Origin of the sequence: Mycoplasma marinum, assembly GCF_004335975.1 — a bacterium.
Taxonomy (GTDB): domain Bacteria; phylum Bacillota_I; class Bacilli_A; order Mycoplasmatales; family Metamycoplasmataceae; genus Mycoplasma_K; species Mycoplasma_K marinum.
Genome location: NZ_PSZO01000043.1, coordinates 1 through 2,946 on the forward strand (window position 1 = coordinate 1; position 2,946 = coordinate 2,946).

General features: G+C 27.8%; 3 protein-coding genes. All 3 read right to left on the reverse strand.

Annotated features, from left to right (window positions below; all coding sequences use genetic code 4):
* Positions 1 to 148 precede the first annotated feature (148 nt).
* On the reverse strand, positions 149 to 319 hold the full coding sequence (locus C4B24_RS04995; protein ID WP_168388357.1) for a hypothetical protein: 171 nt from the start codon (positions 317 to 319) through the stop codon (positions 149 to 151).
* A 1,309-nt stretch (positions 320 to 1,628) separates the two neighbouring features.
* Entirely contained in the window at positions 1,629 to 2,225 is a 597-nt protein-coding gene (locus tag C4B24_RS04520) for a hypothetical protein (protein ID WP_131599588.1), read from the reverse strand.
* A partial coding sequence (locus C4B24_RS04525) for an AAA family ATPase (RefSeq protein ID WP_131599589.1) occupies positions 2,225 to 2,946 on the reverse strand: 722 nt, incomplete at its 5' end. The genes C4B24_RS04520 and C4B24_RS04525, both read right to left, overlap by 1 nt.

A 2,946-nucleotide genomic window follows, 5' to 3' on the forward strand; every position in this document is an offset into this window, starting at 1 on the left:
CATAATAATCGCAATAATAGTTATTTGCAAATAAATTCACATAAGTTATTTTTTATCACAATTTAAAGCGTAACCCTTTTGCGGTTATAACTAAATTATATAAAAATTGCATATTAAAGATTTAAACTTGAAATTAATTCGAGTTCATTTATTGGAAATTTTTAATATATAAGTATCCGTGTCTTCTAGAAGTTTTTTTAACTCCCTTCTCAATCCCTTTTTGGAAAATCTTTTCCATTTCTTCTTTAACATCAACCCTTGAAAGCTCTTTTGCATATTGTTTAATGGCTGATTCAAAGTTAAATATCTTTCTTGGCATATTATTTATGTTATCAATTTCTCCTACAAAGATAAGTTAGAATACACCAAAAAGGGCGCAACTGAAAATATCCATGTCAAACATTCAAAGACATAAACTCCCTTAGAGAAGGTATAAAAAGCTTCTCTAATCAATATGAAGGTAAATCAATTTTACCAATAACATGCTACAAGGATGTTATAAAGAAAATTGATATACCTTCATTAAACATTTCTTTTAGAACCTCTATGAGTGTACAAGGTAGAAGCTGGTCATGTATTACTTGTATTGTGCAAAAAGGCCCCAAGCCTTTATAAGCATCAGCTTGACTATAGGATTATGAATTTAGCTCTATCAAGAATAAGAAAAACACTCACTATTTTTTACTTAGGTGATCTATTACATGAGAATCTAATTAAAAAAATGGATACAATGCTGAAATGCTTATATTTGGAGAATTGTATTCTTTAGATAAAATCTTAAAAAAGTAAAAAAAAATAATTCCTGGTGGGAATTATTTTTTTGTGCACTTGCGCCTTGGTGAATAAAACGCACATTAGTTGTGCATTTTTGATTTTTTTCTCAGCCCCTTATAATTCCAACCCATCTTTCCTTTGTATAAAGATAACCTTATTGTTTTTTGTTGTCATACCACATATATAAATCTCTAAGTCCTGCACCGCTCGTGTGTAACATCTCGCTATTTACATACCCATATTTAATGGCATAACCCAACAACTGCATTCAGATCACCGTTATTTATAAACATTGATAACATATGTCGGTTCTAGTTTTAATTTTGTGTTTTGCAAGACAAAAATTTCCCTATTTCCGAGACAATGCCTTAATGATTGGCTCTTTGTTATTTTAGATTTTAAAAAAGCACAGAGGTGCGCTTTCAAAAAATATTCTTGTAATTAAACATAAAGATGCAAGTGTGATTAATACAATTTCAGGACAAATAATAACTTGGCCCATTGTAAATCACACTATTTTAAAGAAAATTTTGAAATGCTCCCCTGTTATTTTTCTTAAGCATAATTTTCCTCTTAGTTGGCAATCTTTATGCCAAGTTAATTATGAACTCTTTTGTTAACATTCAAACAATATTTTAAAAAAAATAACCAACATTTCTTTGCATTTACAATATATATCATTTTGAATCCAAAAAAAACATACAACATACTCCATTATCTCAAATACAGAATCTTAATCATACTTGCATTCTTTGTTGTTATTTTTTCCCTTGATTAAAGATAGTAAATATAGGGTTATTGATAAATAATAATCTTTACGGCAGCAGTATTTATAGAATCATCAAATTGTTTGTTTAATTTAGAACTTCGAATAAAACGAAATGACTACATCCCTCTTTTTTTAATTTTACAAAAAAATCCTCTTGACTTTTACATTTGGTAACTTTTAATATTTTGTCAAAAATTTTGATATATTTCTTTTTAAATGAATTTTTGTTTTTGAAATTAAAAACTTCCACTAATTTCACAATATTCTCAGGTTTTGGTTCAATTAAATGAGCAATTAGACCCATTTCAAATCCTCCCTCTATAATTAAAGGGTTTTCAATTATTTTATCCCCGCTTTCTAATGTCACATCATTTAATGCAAAATTGAATATTGATTTTATTTTATTTTCCGAAGCTTCTCTTTTTGGGGGTAGGGCATCTCAGATAAAGTATACATTAGCTAAAATCTCTTCCGTTATACGATACTCCGTTACAAAGTTCCCTTTTGCTAACTCGATTATTTGATTAATCTTTATTTCTATTTTGTTTATTGGTGTATTTTGCTTAATCACATATACAGTTGATAAATTCAATTCTGGGAATTGGTATTTTGCACCCTCATAAAAATTCTTCTCTGTATTAGACTCATCTCCCTCAAGAGAAATCAATACTTTAATCCTCATTACATCATCTCCAACAGTGTTTGTTGCATGCAACTTTTTGAAGGATGAGATGAAATTTTATTCTCAATATACTTTTTAACAAAATTACTTTGTTGGCGCATTGAATTAATAGTGGAAACTTTAATAACTTTTGAATTATCCTCAATGACAAAAGTTTGTTTATAACTCAATAAATTAATGAGCATTGGATTGTGGGTTGTGAATATAATTTGGGTCGGTTTTCCATTTCTATTCATATAATGAGCACGTCTTAATAAAAATAAAACAATTTGAGGATGTAAGAAGTTGTCTATTTCATCGAATAATAATACATCACCTCTCTTTTCTTCTAAAAATAATGCTATTTCCATGAATTTTATAGTACCTGAAGATAACTGTTTAGGAAAAATGCTATCTCCCTCTTCCATCATAATAGTACCAACATTACTTATGGTTTTTCGCTTCTTTACATTTAACTCCTTTATATTTGGATCAGCTATTTTGAGATAAGATTCAACCTTCTCTTTTGTAATTATTTTTAATAATTTATCTAAAGTTGAATCTATAGTGTTGTGACTTTTTGAAAAGAAAGACATTCGTTTTTGAAAAATCTTTTGAACTTCCTCAAATTTTATTTTTTTATTATTGAAAAGCGTTTCAATGAAAATATTATTTTTTGTTTGTTTTAGTTTTACTAAGTATTCAGAACCTTCGAACAAAGTTGTTAATTTTATATTAATTG